The sequence below is a fragment of the Streptomyces gilvus genome (assembly GCF_022513565.1).
GTDB classification, from domain to species: domain Bacteria; phylum Actinomycetota; class Actinomycetes; order Streptomycetales; family Streptomycetaceae; genus Streptomyces; species Streptomyces gilvus.
This window is the reverse complement of sequence record NZ_JAKWBE010000003.1, coordinates 319882-338696: the sequence shown is the minus strand read 5'-3', so window position 1 is coordinate 338696 and position 18815 is coordinate 319882. Positions and strand designations below refer to the sequence as shown.

Annotated in this window: 16 protein-coding genes; 14 read left to right on the top strand and 2 right to left on the bottom strand. The window is 70.9% G+C overall.

All coding sequences use genetic code 11. From position 1 onward, the window contains the following. Window positions 1-97: 97 nt before the first annotated feature. From MKW14_RS08025 to MKW14_RS08000, 6 genes are all read left to right on the top strand, one after another. Complete coding sequence (locus MKW14_RS08025; RefSeq protein WP_240860302.1) at window positions 98-916, top strand: hypothetical protein; 819 nt, start codon at window positions 98-100, stop codon at window positions 914-916. Next, the gene (locus MKW14_RS08020; RefSeq protein ID WP_240860301.1) at window positions 916-3132 is read left to right on the top strand and encodes a bifunctional polysaccharide deacetylase/glycosyltransferase family 2 protein; all 2217 of its coding nucleotides are present in this window, start codon (window positions 916-918) and stop codon (window positions 3130-3132) included. Before MKW14_RS08025 ends, MKW14_RS08020 begins: the two co-directional genes overlap by 1 nt. Beyond that, window positions 3129-4340 carry an acyltransferase family protein gene (locus MKW14_RS08015; RefSeq protein WP_240860299.1) on the top strand — a complete coding sequence of 404 codons (1212 nt, stop codon included), beginning with the start codon at window positions 3129-3131 and terminating at the stop codon, window positions 4338-4340. Before MKW14_RS08020 ends, MKW14_RS08015 begins: the two co-directional genes overlap by 4 nt. A gap of 70 nt (window positions 4341-4410) precedes the next feature. After that, window positions 4411-5034, top strand: a complete 624-nt coding sequence (locus MKW14_RS08010) for a Uma2 family endonuclease (RefSeq protein WP_240860297.1) — start codon at window positions 4411-4413, stop codon at window positions 5032-5034. A gap of 165 nt (window positions 5035-5199) precedes the next feature. Next, window positions 5200-6576 (top strand): nitrate/nitrite transporter, encoded by a 1377-nt coding sequence (locus MKW14_RS08005; RefSeq protein WP_240860295.1) that lies wholly within the window; start codon window positions 5200-5202, stop codon window positions 6574-6576. 116 nt (window positions 6577-6692) lie between these two features. After that, window positions 6693-7853, top strand: a complete 1161-nt coding sequence (locus MKW14_RS08000; protein ID WP_240860293.1) for a uroporphyrinogen-III synthase — start codon at window positions 6693-6695, stop codon at window positions 7851-7853. On the opposite strand, the gene MKW14_RS07995 is transcribed toward MKW14_RS08000, so the two are convergent. After that, window positions 7792-8187, bottom strand: coding sequence for an anthrone oxygenase family protein (locus MKW14_RS07995; protein WP_240860292.1), 396 nt, complete (start codon window positions 8185-8187; stop codon window positions 7792-7794). The genes MKW14_RS08000 and MKW14_RS07995 overlap by 62 nt on opposite strands. 94 nt (window positions 8188-8281) lie before the next feature. Between MKW14_RS07995 and MKW14_RS07990 the strand changes: the two genes are divergently transcribed. From MKW14_RS07990 to MKW14_RS07965, 6 genes are all read left to right on the top strand, one after another. Continuing rightward, the gene (locus tag MKW14_RS07990; RefSeq protein ID WP_240860283.1) at window positions 8282-8878 is read left to right on the top strand and encodes a CGNR zinc finger domain-containing protein; all 597 of its coding nucleotides are present in this window, start codon (window positions 8282-8284) and stop codon (window positions 8876-8878) included. A 330-nt stretch (window positions 8879-9208) separates the two neighbouring features. Beyond that, window positions 9209-9730: a sigma-70 family RNA polymerase sigma factor gene (locus MKW14_RS07985; RefSeq protein ID WP_010039908.1), complete on the top strand. Its 522-nt coding sequence runs from the start codon at window positions 9209-9211 to the stop codon at window positions 9728-9730. Between the two features lie 47 nt (window positions 9731-9777). After that, window positions 9778-10542, top strand: a complete 765-nt coding sequence (locus MKW14_RS07980) for an anti-sigma factor family protein (RefSeq protein ID WP_240860281.1) — start codon at window positions 9778-9780, stop codon at window positions 10540-10542. 104 nt (window positions 10543-10646) lie between these two features. Further along, the gene (locus tag MKW14_RS07975) at window positions 10647-13499 is read left to right on the top strand and encodes a HelD family protein (protein WP_240860279.1); all 2853 of its coding nucleotides are present in this window, start codon (window positions 10647-10649) and stop codon (window positions 13497-13499) included. Window positions 13500-13796: 297 nt separating this feature from the next. After that, window positions 13797-15212 carry an NAD-dependent malic enzyme gene (locus tag MKW14_RS07970; protein WP_240860277.1) on the top strand — a complete coding sequence of 472 codons (1416 nt, stop codon included), beginning with the start codon at window positions 13797-13799 and terminating at the stop codon, window positions 15210-15212. A 371-nt stretch (window positions 15213-15583) separates the two neighbouring features. Beyond that, entirely contained in the window at window positions 15584-15865 is a 282-nt protein-coding gene (locus MKW14_RS07965) for an HU family DNA-binding protein (protein WP_006139383.1), read from the top strand. A gap of 207 nt (window positions 15866-16072) precedes the next feature. Here the strand turns inward: MKW14_RS07965 and murA are convergent, their stop codons facing one another. Continuing rightward, window positions 16073-17413, bottom strand: a complete 1341-nt coding sequence (murA, locus tag MKW14_RS07960) for a UDP-N-acetylglucosamine 1-carboxyvinyltransferase (RefSeq protein WP_240860275.1) — start codon at window positions 17411-17413, stop codon at window positions 16073-16075. Between the two features lie 310 nt (window positions 17414-17723). Between murA and MKW14_RS07955 the strand changes: the two genes are divergently transcribed. Further along, on the top strand, window positions 17724-18296 hold the full coding sequence (locus MKW14_RS07955; protein ID WP_240860274.1) for a YqgE/AlgH family protein: 573 nt from the start codon (window positions 17724-17726) through the stop codon (window positions 18294-18296). Between the two features lie 29 nt (window positions 18297-18325). Next, window positions 18326-18607 (top strand): DUF3039 domain-containing protein, encoded by a 282-nt coding sequence (locus MKW14_RS07950; protein ID WP_133046286.1) that lies wholly within the window; start codon window positions 18326-18328, stop codon window positions 18605-18607. Window positions 18608-18815: the final 208 nt, after the last annotated feature.

Sequence of the window (18815 nt, the reverse complement as noted above, 5' to 3'; positions counted from 1 at the left end):
GCCCGAACCGCCATCAGGGGGCGATGCTCTCTCGGCGACCGGAAACTTAGCGGAAACGAACAGAACCCAGTCGTTTCCGGCCACCGGACGAAACGAAGTGCTCGGTGCCGGTCATGGCGGAAACCCGCCGGACGGCTTCGACGCCTTCCGCAGAGGCCCCGCGGCTCCCCGCGACCCCTGGACGGCGTCGGCCGACCCGGAGCACACCCATGACCCGCACGAGGTGACCGTCCAGCTGGACGGGGCCGGTCTGCGGCAGGACCCGAGCCCGGGGAAGGCCGAGCCCGCGCCGGGCGCTGCCGCCGACCCCTCCGACGGACCGGTGTTCGTGGACGAGTCGGGCCGCCGCAGCCGCACCTTCCGCCGACTGGGCATCGCCGTCGGCATCGCCTGCGCGGTCTACGCCGTCGTCATCGTCGTCACCCTGCTCTCCGGCAGCTCCGACGCGCCCTGGCTGCCGGTGCCCGGCCAGCAGGACGACAAGCCGGCCGGCCAGGTCGACACCTCCCCCGCGCCCTCGGACCCGGCCCGGCCCGCCGGCACCGCCGGCGTCGCACCGGGCGCCACACCGGCCGCGAGCGACGGCACCACCCCGTCGCCCGGAGCGCGCGTCACCGTGCCCGGAGCCTCCGCCGACCCGTCGGCGCCGGCCACGTCCGCCGACCCCACGCCGAAGCCCACCAAGTCGCCCACCCAACCGGGAAGCGGCCTCGGCAACTCCAGTCCGTCGGCCTCCACCAGCCCGCCCCCGTCCAACTCGCCCGACCCGAGCCCCAGCGCCGGCACCGGTTCCCCGTCCGCGCCCCCGTCGGGCCCCGCCCCCGGCACGGTCGCCGACGGACCGAGCGCTCCCCGCCCCGTCGCCGGCGACCGGGCCGCCCCGCCCGCCCCGACGTCCCCGGAGCACACCCTCTGATGGCTTCCCGCACCACCCGCCGGCAGGCCGCCCCCGCCACCACCGACGGCCTGCGGCGCCGCCGCCTGCCCCTGCGACTGCTGCTGCCGCTGCTCGTCCTCGTCGCGCTCGTGGCGATGCTGATGCTGCGCGGCTACGTCCACAGCGAGATCCTCGCCGACCACCGCATCCGGCCCGAGGCCGCCACCGGCGAGGTCCCGGAGAGGATCCTCGACGGCGGCCCGGTCATCGACACCCGCAACGGCCGCACCACCAGCCTGAGCGTGCCCGACCACCGCCTCGTCCTCACCTTCGACGACGGCCCCGATCCCACCTGGACCCCGAAGGTCCTCGACGTGCTGAAGAAGCACCACGCGCACGCGGTCTTCTTCGTCACCGGCACCATGACCTCCCGCTACCCGGAGCTGGTCCGCAGGATGGTGGCGGAGGGCCACGAGGTCGGCCTGCACACCTTCAACCACCCCGACCTCTCCTACCAGTCGAAGAAGCGCATCGACTGGGAGCTGTCCCAGAACCAGCTGGCCCTCGCGGGCGCCGCCGGCATCCGCAGCTCGCTCTTCCGCCCGCCGTACTCCTCCTTCGCCGACGCCATGGACGACCGGTCCTGGCCGGTCACGCGGTACATCGGCACCAAGGGCTACCTCACGGTCGTCAACAACACCGACAGCGAGGACTGGCGCAAGCCCGGCGTCTCCACGATCATCCGCAACGCCACCCCGCGCGGCGGCAAGGGCGCCGTCGTCCTGATGCACGACTCCGGCGGCGACCGCCACCAGACGGTGCGGGCCCTCGACCGGTTCCTGCCCGAGATGCAGGCCAGGGGCTACCGGTTCGACAACCTCACCGAGGCGCTGGACGCGCCCAGCGCGCTCACCCCGGTCACCGGCGCCGAGCTGTGGAAGGGCCGGGCGTGGATCCTCCTCGTCCGGGCCTCCGACGACATCACCGGCGTGATGGTGGCCGGCCTCGCGGTGATCGGCGCGCTCGTCATCGGCCGCTTCGCGCTGATGCTGCTGCTGTCCGGCGCGCACGCCCGCCGGGTCCGCAGGCGCGGCTTCAGCTGGGGAGCGCCGGTCACCGAACCGGTGTCGGTGCTCGTGCCCGCGTACAACGAGGCCAAGTGCATCGAGAACACGGTCCGTTCCCTGATGGCGAGCGAGCACCCCATCGAGGTGATCGTCGTCGACGACGGCTCCGCCGACGGCACCGCCAGGATCGTCGAGGCCATGGGCCTGCCGAACGTCCGGGTCGTGCGGCAGCTGAACGCGGGCAAGCCCGCCGCCCTCAACCGGGGCCTCGCCAACGCCCGCCACGACATCGTCGTGATGATGGACGGCGACACCGTCTTCGAACCGTCCACCGTCCGCGAGCTGGTGCAGCCCTTCGGCGACCCGCGCGTGGGCGCCGTCGCCGGCAACGCCAAGGTCGGCAACCGGGACTCGCTGATCGGCGCCTGGCAGCACATCGAGTACGTGATGGGCTTCAACCTCGACCGCCGTATGTACGACGTCCTGCGCTGCATGCCGACGATCCCGGGGGCCGTGGGGGCCTTCCGCCGCTCGGCGCTGGAGCGGGTCGGCGGAATGAGCGACGACACCCTCGCCGAGGACACCGACATCACGATGGCCATGCACCGCGACGGCTGGCGGGTCGTCTACGCCGAGAGGGCGCGCGCCTGGACGGAGGCGCCGGAGACGGTTCAGCAGCTGTGGTCGCAGCGCTACCGCTGGTCGTACGGCACCATGCAGGCGATCTGGAAGCACCGCCGCGCCCTCGTGGAGCGGGGACCCTCGGGCCGCTTCGGCCGGGTGGGCCTGCCGCTGGTGTCCCTGTTCATGGTGGTGGCCCCGCTGCTCGCCCCCCTGATCGACGTCTTCCTCCTCTACGGCGTCGTGTTCGGCCCGACCGAGAAGACGATCCTGGCCTGGCTCGGGGTGCTGGCGATCCAGGCGACCTGCGCGGCGTACGCCTTCCGCCTCGACAAGGAACGCATGACCCATCTGATCTCGCTCCCCCTCCAGCAGATCCTCTACCGCCAGCTCATGTACGTGGTGCTGCTCCAGTCCTGGATCACGGCCCTCACCGGCGGCCGTCTGCGCTGGCAGAAGCTGCGCCGCACGGGGGTCGTGGAGGCGCCGGGCGGACCGGTGCCGCGCCAACGAAGCCGGACCAGCAGCACTGACACGAGCAGCAGTGACCGGAGGCCTGTGGCATGACGCACGGACGCACGACCGACGTCCCGCAACGGCCGGAACCGGCGCCCGCCGCCACGCCGACAGGACCGGGCCGCGACCGCTACCTGGACCTCCTGCGCTCTGTCGCCCTGGTCCGGGTGGTCGTCTACCACCTCTTCGGCTGGGCGTGGCTGTCGATCCTCTTCCCCTCCATGGGCGTGATGTTCGCGCTCGCCGGCTCACTGATGGCACGGTCGCTCAGCCGCCCGGCGCTCAGCGTGATCCGCGGCCGCATCCGCCGCCTCCTTCCGCCACTGTGGGCCTTCAGCGCCGTGGTGCTGGCCATGATGTTCGCCGACGGCTGGAACCCGCTGAAGGACCCCGACAACGGCGGCACCTGGGGAGTCCTCGACGTCCTCGACTACGTCGTCCCGGTCGGCGCCCCGCCCTACCCGTGGCACCTCGGCACCGACGGGGGCCTGCTGGATCCGACCTGGGCCGACCAGGCGGCGGGACCGCTGTGGTACCTCCGCGCCTATCTGTGGTTCGTGATCGCGTCCCCGCTGCTGCTGTGGGCCTTCCGCCGCGCGCCGTGGCCGACGCTGCTCGCCCCCCTCGCCCTGACGGCGGTCGTCGGCACGGGCCTCGTCACGATCCCCGGCGAGACGGGCAACGCGATCACCGACTTCGGGACGTACGGCGCCTGCTGGGTCCTGGGCTTCGCCCACCACGAGGGGCTGCTGCGGCGCGTCCCCCGTTACCTCGCCGTCTCCGGCTCGGCGCTGGTGATGGCGTTCGGGCTGTGGTGGGCGTCGGGCCACCTGGGCGAGGACGGCTGGGACCTGAACGACATCCCGCTCGCCCAGGCGACCTGGTCGCTCGGGTTCGTCGTCATCCTGCTCCAGTACTCCCCGTCCTGGCAGGAGTTGCCGGGCCGCCTCGCCCGCTGGGACAGGCTGGTGACCCTCTCCAACAACAGGGCCGTCACCATCTACCTCTGGCACAACCTCCTGATCATGGCGACGGTCCCGATCATCGACCAGGCGTACGACCTTCCCTTCATGGAGAGCGACAGAGCGTCGTCGATCCTGGACGCGACCTCCACCCTCTGGATGTTCGTCCTCGTCTGGCCCCTGATCGCCCTGGCGATCCTCATGTTCGGCTGGATCGAGGACCTGGCGGCCAGACGCAGCCCCCGACTGTGGCCGGACGGGAGGCGCAAGGGGGGAGCCCGGCGGATCACTCGTTGAGGTGACCCCCCTGTCATTCCCCCTGGGTACGCTGACTCCACAGCCGAGACTCCGTCCCATGGGAGCACCGATGAGCGCCGTATGCGACGACCGGCCGGACGACGAGCCGGCGTACCGCTGGCCGATTCCGCCGGCCGAAGGCTGGACCGCGGACGACCTCGACCGGATTCCGGGCCTCCCGCCCCACACGGAGTTGATCGACGGGAGTCTCGTCTTCATGAGTCCACAGACCGCGTTCCATGCCCGGTGCATGCGTCTGCTGGAGAACAGCCTCCTGGAACAGGCGCCGGACCACCTGGACGTCATGCGGGAGATGACGGTCAGGCTGGACACGAAGAACCGGCCGGAGCCGGACATCATGGTCTTCCCGCTGGAGGCGAACACCGGTCCGAATCAGACCTCCTACAACCCCGAGGACATCCTCCTCGCCGTGGAAGTCGTCTCCGCCGACTCCCGGGAACGCGACCGCGAGGTGAAGCCCCGCAAGTACGCGGCCGCCGGCGTGCCCCACTTCTGGCGGGTCGAGCAGGACGACGACAAAGGGCTGCCGGTCGTCTACGTCTACGAACTCGACCCGGCCACCGGCTCCTACGGTCTCACCGGCATCTTCCACGACCGCCTCAAGGTCTCCCTGCCCTTCGAGATCGACATCGACCTCACCCAGGGACGTCCCCGCTCCGGGAGCCGTTCGTAACGTGTGAGGTCGGAACCTCTCATCCCCCGTCCGGGCCGGGTGAGAGCAACGTTCCCTTGCGGTCACCCAGTGCCACAGACCGGAAACGACGCCTTTCTACCTTCGGGAATCGACACCGCTCATCACCCCCAGTACCACCGAGCCCCGGAGCACCGTGGAGGCGTCATGACAGCCACTGGTACAGCCCCCGCCAGCAGGGGAGGCCGCTGGATCCAGCAGTGGGATCCCGAGGACGAGACCTTCTGGAACGAGACCGGAGAGAAGATCGCCAAGCGCAACCTCCTCTTCTCCGTGCTCTCCGAGCACATCGGGTTCTCGATCTGGACCCTGTGGTCCGTGCTGGTGCTCTTCATGGGGCCGGAGTACGGGCTGACCCCGGCCGACAAGTTCCTGCTGACGTCGATGGTCACGCTCGTCGGCGCCGTCGTCCGCGTCCCCTACACCTTCGCCGTCGCGATCTTCGGCGGCCGGAACTGGACGGTCATCTCGGCCAGTCTCCTGCTCGTCCCGAGCGTCGCCGCCTTCTCGGTGATGAAGCCCGGGACGTCCTTCGACACCTTCCTCTGGATCGGCCTGCTCGCCGGCATCGGCGGCGGCAACTTCGCCTCCTCGATGACCAACATCAACGCCTTCTTCCCGCTCAGGAAGAAGGGCTGGGCGCTCGGCCTCAACGCGGGCGGCGGCAACATCGGGGTCGCGGCGATCCAGCTGGTGGCGCTCGCCGTCATCGGTGCCAGCGGCGGCCCGCGCGTGCTGCTGGGGATCTACATCCCGCTCATCGTCGTCGCCGCGGTCCTCGCCGCGCTCTTCATGGACAACATCGAGAACGTGAAGAACGACACCGGAGCCGCCAAGGACGCCGCCAGGGACGCCCACACCTGGATCATGTCCGTCCTCTACATCGGGACGTTCGGCTCCTTCATCGGCTACAGCTTCGCCTTCGGCCAGGTGCTGACCAACCAGTTCGGCCGTACGCCGCTGCAGGCCACCTACCTCACCTTCATGGGCCCGCTGCTCGGCTCGCTGGTGCGTCCCGTGGGCGGCTGGCTCGCCGACAAGTACGGCGGCGCGAAGATCACCCTCTACAACTACATCGCGATGGCCGTCGCCACCGCCGTCCTGGTCCTGGCCAGCATGCAGAAGTCGCTCCCCCTGTTCGTCACCGCGTTCGTCGTCCTGTTCGCGCTCACCGGTCTCGGCAACGGGTCGACCTTCAAGATGATCCCCGGCATCTTCCAGGCCAAGGCCCTCTCCAAGGGCCTTCAGGGCGAGGACGCGGTCAAGTACGGGCGCCGGCTCTCCGGTGCCTCGATGGGCCTCATCGGCGCGGTGGGCGCCCTCGGCGGCGTCGGCATCAACATGGCCTTCCGGCAGTCCTTCCTGTCCTACGGCTCCGGCACCGGCGCGTTCGTCGCCTTCCTCGCCTACTACGCTCTCTGTTTCGCGGTCACCTGGGCCGTATACCTTCGCCGGCCGGCCGCCGCCACCGCGGCCACAGCCGCCTCAGAGGCGAAGCCGCAGCTCAGCTATGCCGAGGTGTGACGTAACACCGGCGACATAAAGCCGAACCGAGCCTGTCACGCACCGTTGACAGGCTCGTTCGGCATGCAGGTACCGCCGTACCTCATGTACGACGACTCGAGTTCGGGACGAGAGCCATGTACGACGAACAGCAGCGACCGCAGCCCGGTCAGCACGGCCCACTCGCGGGATTCACCGTGGGTGTCACGGCCGCGCGCCGGGCCGACGAACTGGGCGCCCTGCTGCAGCGACGGGGAGCCGCCGTCCTGCACGCGCCAGCCCTGCGCATCGTGCCGCTCGCCGACGACAGCGAACTGCTGGCGGCGACGAAGGACCTGATCGACCAGGCGCCGGACGTGGTCGTGGCCACGACCGCCATCGGCTTCCGGGGCTGGGTCGAGGCCGCCGAGGGATGGGGGCTCGGAGAGCCGCTGCTGGAGCGGCTGCGCGCGGTGGAGCTGCTGGCGCGCGGACCCAAGGTCAAGGGCGCGATACGGGCCGCCGGGCTCACCGAGGACTGGTCGCCGTCGAGCGAGTCCATGGCCGAGGTGCTGGACCGGCTGCTGGAGGAGGGCGTCGACGGACGCCGGATCGCCGTACAGCTGCACGGTGAGCCGCTGCCCGGGTTCGTGGAGGCGCTGCGGGCCGCGGGCGGCGAGGTCGTCGGGGTGCCCGTGTACCGGTGGATGCCGCCGGAGGACATCGGCCCGATGGACCGGCTGCTGGACGCGGCCGTCTCGCGCGGCCTGGACGCGATCACCTTCACCAGCGCGCCGGCCGCGGCGTCCCTGCTGAACCGGGCCGAGGAGCGGGGGCTGCTGCCGGAGCTGATCGCGGCCCTCCACCACGACGTACTGCCCGCCTGCGTCGGGCCGGTCACCGCTCTGCCGCTGCAGGCGCGGGGCGTCGACACCGTCCAGCCCGAGCGGTTCCGGCTCGGGCCGCTGGTGCAACTGCTGTGCCAGGAGCTGCCGGGCCGGGCGCGCGCCCTGCCGATCGCCGGGCACCGGGTGGAGATCCGGGGGCACGCGGTGCTCGTCGACGGGGAGCTGAGGCCGGTGCCGCCCGCGGGGATGTCGCTGCTGCGGGCGCTGTCCCGGCGGCCGGGGTGGGTGGTGGCCCGCTCGGAGCTGCTGCGTGCCCTGCCCGGTGCCGGGCGCGACGAGCACGCGGTGGAGACGGCGATGGCCCGGCTGCGGACGGCACTGGGGGCGCCGAAGCTGATCCAGACGGTGGTCAAGAGGGGTTACCGGCTGGCCCTGGACCCGGCGGCCGACGCCAAGTACGCGGACGTCTGAGCGCCCCGTACAGCACCAGCGCCCGCGCCAGGCAGCCCGGCGCCACCGCCGACAGCACCGCCCGCACCGCGTTCCACGCCACCCACGCGTGCTCGAAGTGCTCCCGGGCCGCGCCCGGGCCGGTCATGCGGCAAAGGCCGTCGTTGAGCGGGATGTTGAAGGCCATGGTCGTCAGGAATCCGGCGGTGTGGGCGGCCAGGGCCGCCCACACCCACCAGCGGTACGGCTGTCCGCGCAGCTGCCACGCCGACACCGCCGTCAGCAGCAGCGCGCCCACGAAGGAGAGGAAGAACACCGGGTTCTGGATCACGTCGTCGAATACGCGCTCGTCCAACCACCTCACCGGCACGAGGGGTTCCGGCCGCGCGGGCGGGCGGGCACTGTAAGGGGAACGGTTCTCCACCCCAGCCCCAGGCGGTGACAGGCACATGGCACTGGGTACGGTCACGGTCCCTCACGAGCTGCGCTTCGACGCCGGGCGGATCTGCCTGGACCTCCTGGCGACGACGCATCCCGAGGAACGGTTCGACTCGGTCGAGGTGCTGTGCACCTGGATCGTGGGCGCGGGACTCGTGCCGCCGGGCACGTCACTGGCGCACGCCGACCCGGGCTGGCTGGTCGGCTTCCGGGAACTGCGGGACCGGATCGGCCAGTTGGTGCGCGGCGCGCTCACCCCCGTACCCAGGTCGTCGTACGACCTCGCGCTCGTGCGCGTGAACGAGATCGCCAGGACCGCGCCGCCGGCCCCGCGTGCCGTGCGCGGCGAGGACGGCGTGCTGGTCAGGGAGTTGGACGGGCCGCCGGAGTGCGCGGCGCTGCTAGGCGCGATCGCCCGGGACGCCGTGGAACTGCTCACCGACCCGGTCGCGCGGGCGGGGCTGCGGCAGTGCGAGGGGGACAACTGCCCGATCTTCTACGTCGATTCGTCCCGGGGACGCAGGAGGCGCTGGTGCTCCAGTGAGGTCTGTGGGAACCGCGAACGGGTGGCCCGGCACCGTCGGAGGGTGGCTCTCACCCGAGCCTGACTGTCCGGAAATGCGCCGTGTGTCAGGTGCGGGGCATTCTGGTGTCGAAGTGATTTCGACAACATCCCGTTTGCCTCCGGCCCGCTCCGGGAAGTCGGCTCGATCTTGCCGATGTGGCGGAAATGTAAAGATCGCGGGGTGGGAATGTGCTCTCATGTCCCACTCATCACGACACCCCGAAGAAAACTGTCGTACCGCTTTGAACATGGCGGAGACCACATCCGTACCTGTGCACGAGCGACCGACTGGGGGAACCCCCGGACATCGGAGGTGGGCGTGCGCAAGGATTCCGTCGTGGCCAATGAACGTGGATCGAGGGCCCGACATCGCATGTCCCAGCCCTCGGAACCTGATGAGGAGCTGATGCGTGCCCTGTACCGGGAGCACGCCGGACCTCTCCTTGCTTATGTACTGCGCCTGGTCGCCGGAGACCGGCAGCGCGCCGAGGACGTGGTCCAGGAAACGCTCATCCGTGCCTGGAAGAACGCCGGCCAGCTCAATCGAGCGACCGGATCGGTACGCCCCTGGCTGGTGACGGTCGCGCGCCGCATCGTCATCGACGGCCACCGCAGCCGGCAGGCCCGGCCGCAGGAGGTCGATCCGTCGCCGCTGGAGGTCATCCCCGCGGAGGACGAGATCGACAAGGCGCTGTGGCTGATGACGTTGTCCGACGCGCTCGACGACCTGACCCCGGCCCACCGGGAGGTGCTCGTCGAGACGTACTTCAAGGGGCGTACCGTCAATGAGGCGGCCGAGACGCTGGGCATTCCCAGCGGAACGGTGCGGTCCCGGGTGTTCTACGCCCTGCGGTCGATGAAGCTGGCTCTGGAGGAGCGGGGGGTGACGGCATGAGTGTTTACGGGGGATTCGGAACGGGTGGTTCGGGTATGTCTGGCCCCATGATGGGATCTCCGGGCCCGAGCGAGCACGAAACGGTCGGTGCCTACGCCCTCGGCATCCTGGACGACGCCGAGGCGACCGCCTTCGAGGCGCATCTCGCCACCTGCGAGTGGTGCGCCCAGCAGCTCGACGAGCTGGCGGGGATGGAACCCATGCTGGCGGCGCTCGCGGACCTGCCGGGGACCGGCACGCCCGCGATCGGCGAGTCTCTCTCCGCACGGCCCAGCCCACGGCTCGCGGAGAAGCTGGTCGACGAGGTCGCAGAGCGCCGGGCGGTGAAGCGCCGCAAGGGCTTCTACCTGGTCGCGGCCGCGGCCGCGCTGATCATCGGCGGTCCGCTCGCGGTGATGGCCGCGAACGGCGGCGGCAGCTCGGGCGGCACCAACGCCACCCCGCTGGCGGCCGGCGCCAAGTCGGCCTTCGGCCAGATCTCCGACAAGGTGTCGGCGACCGACTCCTCCACCAAGGTCCAGGCGACCGTGGCCATGGAGAAGAAGGACTGGGGCACCTGGGGCGTCGTCGAACTCAGCAACGTCAAGGGACCGCTGAAGTGCTCGCTCATCGCCGTCGGCAAGAACGGCGAGCGCGAGACCATGTCCTCCTGGTCGGTCCCCAAGTGGGGCTACGGCATCCAGAACGCCAAGGTCGAGGAGGCGAAGCAGCCCCTGTACGCGCAGGGCGGCGCGGCCTTCCAGCCCAACGAGATCGACCACTTCGAGGTCATGACCTTCGACGGCAAGAAGCTCGTCCAGGTCGACGCGTAGCAGTCGTCGGTCCCCTCGGGGGACCGACGCGCGCCGCCACGTAGCTTTGACGGGCCCCCTTCGCGTACGGTTGACGGCTGCCCAGCACGTCAGAAGGGGGCCCGGTGGCCGCTCAGGCTCAGCAGGAAACCGCGGTCGGCTCGGATCACGACTCCGTACGGGACCGAGAGATCAGCGTCGAACAGGAACACCTGGACCGGGTCTACCGGCGGCTCGAGGAGAAGATCCACGAGGCCGAGTTCCTGATGAACGACGCGGCCAAGCGCGGCCAGGTCGGCACGCCCGGGGCGCTCGCCGAGCGCGACGCCCAGGTCTTCCGGGCCGGCATCCATCTCAGCCGGCTGAACAACGAGTTCGAGGACTTCCTCTTCGGACGGATCGACCTGCTGCCCGGCAAGGACGGCAAGAAGGGGCCGGACGGCGCGTACACCGCCGTGGAACCCGCCGAGGGCGCCGTCCGCGAGGACGGCACGGCCGACATCGCCGAGACGCTGCACATCGGGCGGATCGGTGTCCTCGACGCCGAGTACGCGCCCCTGGTCATCGACTGGCGGGCGCCCGCGGCCGCCCCCTTCTACCGCTCCACCCCGGTCGACCCCGGCCGGGTCGTACGGCGCCGGGTCATCCGCTCCAAGGGCCGCCGCGTCCTCGGCGTCGAGGACGACCTGATGCGCCCCGAGCTCAAGGCCCGCCTCGACGGCCGGGAACTGCCCGTCATCGGCGACGGCGCCCTGATGGCCGCGCTCGGCCAGGCCCGCGGCCACACCATGCGGGACATCGTCGCCTCCATCCAGGCCGAGCAGGACCTGGTCATCCGCGCCCCCGCCGCCTCGGTGACCTACGTCGAGGGCGGCCCCGGCACCGGCAAGACCGCCGTCGCCCTGCACCGCGCCGCCTACCTCCTCTACCAGGACCGGCGCCGTTACGCGGGCGGCATCCTCATCGTCTCCCCGACCCCCCTGCTGGTCGCCTACACCGAGGGCGTCCTGCCCTCCCTCGGCGAGGAGGGCCAGGTCGCCATCCGCGCGATCGGCTCCCTGGTCGACGGCGCGGAGGCCACGCTGTACGACTCCCCGTCCACCGCCAGAGCCAAGGGCTCGTACCGCATGCTCAAGGTCCTGCGAAAGGCGGCGCGGGGCGCACTGGAGCTGGGACCGGGCGGCGGGCCCGCAGTGGGCGCCGCGGCCGCGGCGGTCAAGGGGGCCGTGCGATCCGGCCCCGGTGAGGCCGGGGCGGATGGTGTGGGGCGGGCTGGCTCCGGTGGTGCTGGGGCGGATGGTGTGGGGCGGCCTGGCTCTGGTGGTGCTGGGGCCGACGGTGTGGGGCAGCTTGGCTCCGGTGAGGCCGGGGCGGATGGTGCGGGGCGGCCTGGCTCCGGTGGTGCTGGGGCGGATGGTGCGGGGCGGCCTGGCTCTGGTGGTGCTGGGGCCGACGGTGTGGGGCAGCTTGGCTCCAGTGAGGCCGGGGCGGATGGTGCGGGGCGGCCTGGCTCCGGTGGCTCTGGTGGCTTCGGTGGCTCCGGGGCTGACCGTCCTGGGCAGCTTGCCTCCGGTGACGCTGGGGTGGAGCGTGTGGGGCGGCTCGGCTCCGGTGGTGCTGGGGTGGAGCGTGGGGGGCGGCTCGGCTCCGGTGGTGCTGGGGTGGAGCGTGCGGGGCAGCTTGCCTTTGGTGACGACGGTGGCTTCGACGTGCCCGCGTCCGCGCCCGGCGGGCCGCCCAGCCGGCTGCGTGTCGTCGCGTTCGGGCGGCGGCTGGAGCTGGAGGCGGACGCGCTGGAACGGATCCGCCGTACCGCCCTCGGCGGCACCGCGCCCGTGAACCTGCTGCGGCCCCGTGCCCGCAAGCTGCTCCTCGACGCCCTCTGGGAGCAGTCCGGGGCCGGCACCCGGCACACCGACCCCGAGCTCGCCGCCGAACTGCGCTCCTCCTTCGACGAGGACATCACCACCGAGGACTCCTTCACCGAGTTCCTCGACGCCTGGTGGCCCGAACTGACCCCGCGGGCCGTGCTGGCGGCGATGGCCGACGAGCGCCGGCTGGGCCGCTGGGCCCGCCGGATCCTCAACCCCGGCGAAATCCGCCGCGTCGCCCGCTCGCTGCGCCGCGACGGCCTGACCGTGCACGACATCGCCCTGCTCGACGAGCTGCAGTCCATCCTCGGCGTGCCCGCCCGCCCCCGGAAGAAGCGCGAGCTGGACCCGCTGGACCAGCTGACCGGCCTGGAGGAGCTGATGCCGGTGCGCGAGGAGTCGCAGCGCGAGCGCGCCGAGCGGCTCGCGCAGGAGCGCACCGAGTACGCCCACGTCATCGTCGACGAGGCCCAGGACCTCACCCCCATGCAGTGGCGGATGGTCGGCCGCCGCGGCCGGCACGCCACCTGGACGGTCGTCGGCGACCCCGCGCAGTCCTCCTGGTCCGACCCCGACGAGGCGGCCGAGGCCCGCGACGAGGCCCTCGGCACCCGCCCGCGCCGCCGCTTCCAGCTCACCGTCAACTACCGCAACCCCGCCGAGATCGCGGAACTCGCGTCCAGGGTCCTCGCCCTCGCCATGCCGGGCGCCGAGTCCCCCTCGGCGGTCCGCTCCACCGGCGTACAACCGCGCTTCACCGTCGTACGCGACTCCCTCGCGCAGACCGTCCGCGCCGAGGCCGCCCGTCTCCTCGACCTCGTCGACGGCACCGTCGGCGTCGTCGTCGCCATGCAGCGGCGCGAGGAGGCGGCCCGCTGGCTCGCCGGACTCGGCGACCGGGTGGTGGCGCTCGGCAGCCTGGAGGCGAAGGGCCTGGAGTACGACGCCACGGTCGTCGTCTCCCCGGCGGAGATCGCGGACGAGTCCCCGGCCGGACTGCGCGTGCTGTATGTGGCCCTCACCCGGGCGACCCAGCAGCTGACGGTCGTGTCGGGGGAGCGCGACCAGCCGGACGCGGCCGGGGTGCCGGACCTGCTCAGAGATTAGAAGGAGATGAACTCTCGTGACGGGAATGGCCTGACGGGATCCGTTTGTTAGCCTGGATGCGACACCGGCCCGATCCAAGCCCCCGGGCCCAACCTTCGTCCCTGAGAGGGACCACTTGCCGCGAGGCGAGCATGGCGGGTCGGTGTCACTGACGTCGAAGAGGTCCGCGCCGAGCAGGCGCGGACCTCTTTTGTTGCGAACAAAACGATCGCAATCCGGGGCGGCTAACGCCTACCCGGCAGTAGGTGCGACCATCGGACGGCATACCAGCGTCAGAGTTGAAAGAGGAAGTCGGCCATGGCAACGGCGCCCAGCGTCTCCTACTCGATGACGGTCCGGCTGGAGGTGCCCGCGAGCGGAACCGCCGTCTCGCAGCTCACCACCGCTGTGGAGTCCTCCGGAGGCTCGGTGACCGGCCTCGACGTCACCGCCTCCGGTCACGAGAAGCTCCGCATCGACGTCACCATCGCCGCCACCTCCACCAGCCACGCCGACGAGATCGTCGAGAAGCTGCGCGGCATCGAGGGCGTGACCCTCGGCAAGGTCTCCGACCGTACGTTCCTGATGCACCTCGGCGGCAAGATCGAGATGGCGTCGAAGCACCCCATCCGCAACCGTGACGACCTGTCCATGGTCTACACGCCGGGCGTGGCCCGCGTCTGCATGGCGATCGCCGAGAACCCCGAGGACGCCCGCCGTCTGACCATCAAGCGCAACTCCGTTGCGGTCGTGACGGACGGCTCCGCCGTGCTGGGCCTCGGCAACATCGGCCCCAAGGCCGCCCTCCCGGTCATGGAGGGCAAGGCGGCCCTCTTCAAGCGCTTCGCCGGCATCGACGCCTGGCCGCTGTGCCTCGACACCCAGGACACCGACGCGATCGTCGAGATCGTCAAGGCGATCGCTCCCGGGTTCGCCGGCATCAACCTCGAGGACATCTCCGCCCCCCGCTGCTTCGAGATCGAGGCGCGGCTGCGCGAGGCCCTCGACATCCCCGTCTTCCACGACGACCAGCACGGCACCGCGATCGTCGTCCTGGCCGCCCTGAAGAACGCACTTCGCTGCACGGGCAAGGCGATTGAGAACATCCGGGTCGTCATGTCCGGCGCCGGCGCTGCCGGTACGGCCATCCTCAAGCTGCTGCTCGCGGCCGGCGTGAAGAACGCCGTCGTCGCCGACATCCGCGGGGTCGTGCACGCCGGGCGCGAGGACCTGCGGGAGGCTCCCGCGGACTCGCCACTGCGCTGGATCGCCGACAACACCAACCCCGAGGGCCTGACCGGCACCCTGAAGGAAGCCGTTCGCGGAGCCGACGTGTTCATCGGCGTCTCCGCCCCGAACGTGCTGGACGGGGCCGATGTGGCCGCCATGGCCGAGGGCGCCATCGTGTTCGCGCTCGCGAACCCGGACCCCGAGGTCGACCCCGCGATCGCCCGGCAGACGGCGGCCGTCGTGGCCACCGGCCGCTCCGACTTCCCGAACCAGATCAACAACGTGCTGGTCTTCCCGGGCGTCTTCCGCGGTCTGCTGGACGCGCAGTCCCGCACCGTCAACACGGAGATGATGCTGGCCGCCGCGAGCGCGCTGGCCGACGTGGTGACCGGGGACGAGCTCAACCCGAACTACATCATCCCGAGCGTCTTCAACGACAAGGTCGCGGGCGCGGTGGCCGGTGCGGTGCGGGAGGCGGCGAAGGCGGCGGGCACGTCGTCCTAGACCAGTCCTGGACCTGGCGTACGGTGCCGGGCGGGCCTGCCGCGGTATGGGGGCGGGCCTGTCGGGCTCGGCGGGCCTGTCGTACTGTGGCCTGGCTGTGAGCATCACCACGACGTGCCGCACCGGCGAGTCGCGGAACCGGGCGCCTCTCGCCACCCTCTAGGGTGGCGGCCACGCTCGCGCCTCCTCGGCCCGCGTTTCGTGTGACCCCCTAGGGTGTACTCACGACTCCAACGGGTGCCGGATTGGCTTTCCCGTCGCAGGTAGGGGCAGGATGCGTCCCTGGGCGCGAGCGCATCGGCTTCGCTGTGCCAATATCGGCTCTGCCGCGTGGCACACCCCAACGGCAAGAAGAACACGGGAGTAACAACATGAACCGCAGTGAGCTGGTGGCCGCGCTGGCCGACCGCGCCGAGGTGACCCGCAAGGACGCCGACGCCGTTCTGGCCGCGTTCGCCGAGACCGTCGGCGAGATCGTCGCCAAGGGCGACGAGAAGGTCACCATCCCCGGCTTCCTGACCTTCGAGCGCACCCACCGTGCCGCTCGCACCGCGCGCAACCCGCAGACCGGCGACCCGATCCAGATCCCGGCCGGTTACAGCGTCAAGGTCTCCGCGGGCAGCAAGCTGAAGGAAGCGGCCAAGGGCAACTAAGGGCGCCTTCGCATCGTGCCGGTTCAGCGTCGTCGGCGGCTGCCGGTGCGTCGTGGCTGGTCGCGCCCGCGCGGCGCAGCCGCGAATCGACAAGGCCCCGCGCCCCTGAGGGGCGCGCTGCACCAACGCCTATGGGGCGGTCACCCGAGTCCGGGCGACCGCCCCATAGGCGTTGGTGCGACTGGTGTTGTCCGGTGTTATCCGGTGTTATCCGAGGGCCTTGCCCGGGAGTTCGACCTTTGCTCCCAGTTCCACGAGCTTCTCCATGAAGTTCTCGTAGCCGCGGTTGATCAGGTCGATGCCGTGGACGCGGGACGTGCCCTGGGCGGCGAGGGCGGCGATGAGGTAGGAGAAGCCGCCGCGGAGGTCGGGGATGACCAGGTCCGCGCCCTGGAGCTTGGTCGGGCCGGAGACGACGGCCGAGTGCAGGAAGTTGCGCTGGCCGAAGCGGCAGTCGGAGCCGCCCAGGCACTCGCGGTAGAGCTGGATGTGCGCGCCCATCTGGTTGAGCGCGGAGGTGAAGCCGAGCCGGGACTCGTACACCGTCTCGTGGATGATGGACAGGCCGGTGGCCTGCGTGAGGGCCACGACGAGCGGCTGCTGCCAGTCCGTCTGGAAGCCCGGGTGCACGTCCGTCTCGAGGGCGATCGACTTCAACTGGCCGCCGGGGTGCCAGAAACGGATGCCCTCGTCGTCGATCTCGAAGGCGCCGCCCACCTTCCGGTAGGTGTTCAGGAAGGTCATCATCGAGCGCTGCTGCGCGCCGCGGACGTAGATGTCGCCCTCGGTCGCCAGCGCCGCCGACGCCCAGGACGCGGCCTCCAGCCGGTCCGGGAGCGCCCGGTGGGTGTAGCCGCCGAGCTGGTCGACACCGGTGATGCGGATGGTGCGGTCGGTGTCCATCGCGATGATGGCGCCCATCTTCTGCAGGACGCAGATCAGGTCCTCGATCTCCGGCTCCACGGCCGCGTTCGAGAGTTCCGTCACGCCCTCCGCGAGGACGGCCGTCAGCAGCACCTGCTCGGTCGCGCCGACGGACGGGTACGGCAGCCGGATCTTCGTGCCGCGCAGCCGCTGCGGAGCCTCCAGGTACTGCCCGTCCGCGCGCTTCTCGATCCGCGCGCCGAACTGCCGCAGCACCTCGAAGTGGAAGTCGATGGGCCGGCCGCCGATGTCGCAGCCGCCGAGCCCGGGGATGAAGGCGTGGCCGAGACGGTGCAGCAGCGGGCCGCAGAAGAGGATCGGGATACGGGACGAACCCGCGTGGGCATCGATGTCAGCGACGTTCGCGCTCTCGACATGCGACGGGTCCATCACCAGCTCGCCGGGCTCCTCACCCGGGCGGACCGTCACCCCGTGCAGTTGCAGCAGACCGCGTACGACACGCACGTCACGGATGTCCGGAACGTTGCGCAGTCGACTCGGCGAGCTGCCCAGCAGGGCGGCGACCATGGCCTTCGGTACGAGGTTCTTCGCACCGCGGACACGGATCTCGCCCTCCAGCGGGGTTCCGCCGTGGACAAGCAGGACATCGTCGTTGACGGTCATGTATCTCGCGTTCCGATGAGTGGGGCAGGGGCCAGAAGGGAAAGGGTAATCGCCGCCCACCCCCCTTCTGTAAGCCCAAGTACCGCCCAGCTACGTCATAGCTCTGTCACAACACGGCCCGTTCACCGCCGGGCACATGGGGTCACCGCCCGTCCTGTGCGCCCGCGCAATGCCTCTGTCCGCCCGCCCGTCTCCCACCACCACCCTCAACCGAGGCCTTACCAGGCCACGCCCCCGATTCAAGCTGCATTCCCCCTCCTTACCGCGATTGCCTCCCCACGCCCGGGGAAGATGCGGGATCATGTCTGGCATGACCGAGGTGTCCTCGCTCACAGGGCGGTTGCTCGTGGCAACGCCCGCCCTGGCGGACCCGAACTTCGACCGTGCGGTGGTGCTCCTTCTCGACCACGACGAGGAGGGCTCCCTCGGTGTCGTCCTCAACCGTCCGACCCCGGTGGACGTCGGCGACATCCTGGAGGGCTGGGCGGACCTCGCCGGCGAGCCCGGGGTCGTCTTCCAGGGCGGCCCGGTCTCCCTCGACTCGGCGCTCGGAGTCGCCGTCATCCCCGGCGGCTCGTCCGTCGACGGGGCGCCGCTGGGCTGGCGCCGGGTGCACGGCGCGATCGGACTGGTCGATCTGGAGGCCCCGCCGGAGCTGCTCGCCTCGGCCGTCGGCTCCCTGCGGATCTTCGCCGGGTACGCGGGCTGGGGCCCCGGCCAGCTGGAGGACGAGCTGGTCGAGGGCGCCTGGTACGTCGTCGAGTCGGAGCCTGGGGACGTCTCCTCGCCGTCCCCGGAGAGACTCTGGCGCGAGGTGCTGCGCCGTCAGCGCAACGAGCTGGCGATGGTGGCCACGTACCCGGACGACCCTTCGCTCAACTGATGCGTGTGAGCTTCAGTACCCTTGGCGATATGAGCACTCTTGAGCCCGAGCGCGGGACTGGTACGGGGACCCTCGTAGAGCCGACGCCACAGGTGTCCCACGGCGACGGCGACCACGAGCGCTTCGCCCACTACGTCCAGAAGGACAAGATCATGGCGAGCGCCCTCGACGGCACCCCCGTCGTGGCGCTGTGCGGCAAGGTGTGGGTACCGGGCCGCGACCCGAAGAAGTACCCCGTCTGTCCGATGTGCAAGGAGATCTACGACTCCATGGGCGCCGGCGGCGGTGACAAGGACAAGGGCGACAAGTAAGCCCGTAACGCCCGAGGCTCGCGAGGCCCCCGGGGCGCCGTTCGGCGCGCCCCGGGGGCCTTCGTATGATGTTGCGCGGAGCGAAACAAGCATTGCACATGTTGCAACGCGCATTCCGGAGATTCTTTCTGTGAATTCCCCGCCGTGACCGATGTGACGCAATTCCGGTTTTCCCTCATCCCGGCGTGAACGGCTCCCTGTTCGCAGG